This window comes from Mycobacterium sp. SP-6446, from assembly GCF_001954045.1.
Classification (GTDB): Bacteria; Actinomycetota; Actinomycetes; order Mycobacteriales; family Mycobacteriaceae; genus Mycobacterium.
Genome location: NZ_MBEM01000145.1, coordinates 1 through 1,568 on the forward strand (window position 1 = coordinate 1; position 1,568 = coordinate 1,568).

Sequence of the window (1,568 nt, forward strand, 5' to 3'; positions counted from 1 at the left end):
AGGAGAAACATGACTGATCGCGTGTCGGTGGGGAACTTGCGCGTCGCCCGAGTGCTCTACGACTTCGTGAACAACGAGGCCCTTCCCGGCACCGATATCGACCCCGACAGCTTCTGGGCCGGCGTGGACAAGGTCGTCACCGACCTCACCCCGCAAAATCAGGATTTGCTGCGGCGGCGCGACGAGCTGCAGGCCCAGATCGACAAGTGGCACCGGCACCGCGTTATTGAGCCGATCGACGTCGAGGCGTACCGCGAGTTCCTCGCCGAAATCGGTTATCTGCAGCCCGAACCCGCCGATTTCAGCATCACCACCTCCGGTGTCGACGACGAGATCACCACGACCGCGGGCCCGCAGCTGGTGGTGCCGGTGACCAATGCGCGGTTTGCGCTCAACGCGGCCAACGCCCGCTGGGGTTCCCTCTACGACGCCCTCTACGGCACCGACGTCATCCCCGAAACCGACGGCGCCGAGCAGGGCACCAGCTACAACAGGATCCGCGGCGACAAGGTGATCGCCTACGCGCGCAGGTTCCTCGACGAGGCGGTGCCGCTGTCGTCGGGTTCGTGGGCGGAAGCGACGGGCGTGAGCATCGACGACGGCCAGCTGAAGGTCACCAGCGGCCCGGATTCGACCGGGCTGGCCCGGCCGGAGCAATTCGTGGGATACAGCGGCGAACTGGGTTCCCCCGATTGGTCGGTGTTGCTGGTCAACCACGGGCTGCACATCGAGATCCTGATCGACCCGGAGTCGCCGATCGGCAAGACCGACGCGGCCGGGATCAAGGATGTGGTCCTCGAGTCGGCGGTGACGACCATCATCGACTTCGAGGACGCCGTCTCCGCCGTCGACGCGGACGACAAGGTCGCCGCGTACCGCAACTGGCTGGGCCTGAACAAGGGCGACCTGTCCGCGCAGGTCGACAAGGACGGCGAGGCGTTCACCCGGGTCCTCAACCAGGATCGCCACTACACCACCCCCGACGGCGGCGAGCTCGTATTGCCCGGGCGCGCACTGCTGTTCGTCCGCAACGTCGGGCACCTGATGACCAACGACGCGATCATCGACGCCGACGGCAACGAGGTGTACGAGGGCATCATGGACGCGCTGTTCACCGGTGTGAGCGCGATACACGGCCTCAAGGCCAGCGACGCCAATGGCCCGCTGACGAACAGCCGCACCGGGTCCATCTACATCGTCAAGCCGAAGATGCACGGCCCCGACGAGGTCGCGTTCACCGCCGAGCTGTTCAGCCGCGTCGAAGACGTCCTGGGTTTGCCGCAGACCACGCTGAAGGTCGGCGTCATGGACGAGGAGCGGCGCACCACCCTGAACCTGAAGGCCTGCATCAAGGCGGTAGCGGATCGTGTCGTTTTTATTAACACCGGTTTCCTGGACCGCACCGGCGACGAGATCCACACCTCGATGGAGGCCGGGCCCATGGTGCGCAAGGGCACCATGAAGAGCCAACCGTGGATCCTGGGTTACGAGGACAACAACGTCGACACCGGGCTGGCCGCCGGCTTCGCCGGCCACGCCCAGATCGGCAAGGGCATGTGGACCATGAC

1 protein-coding gene is annotated in these 1,568 nt (G+C 65.7%); it reads left to right on the plus strand.

Annotated elements, in window-relative coordinates; genetic code table 11:
• Nucleotides 1-9 precede the first annotated feature (9 nt).
• The coding region (locus A5736_RS13710) for a malate synthase G (protein ID WP_076246792.1) at nt 10-1,568 on the plus strand (1,559 nt) is incomplete at its 3' end.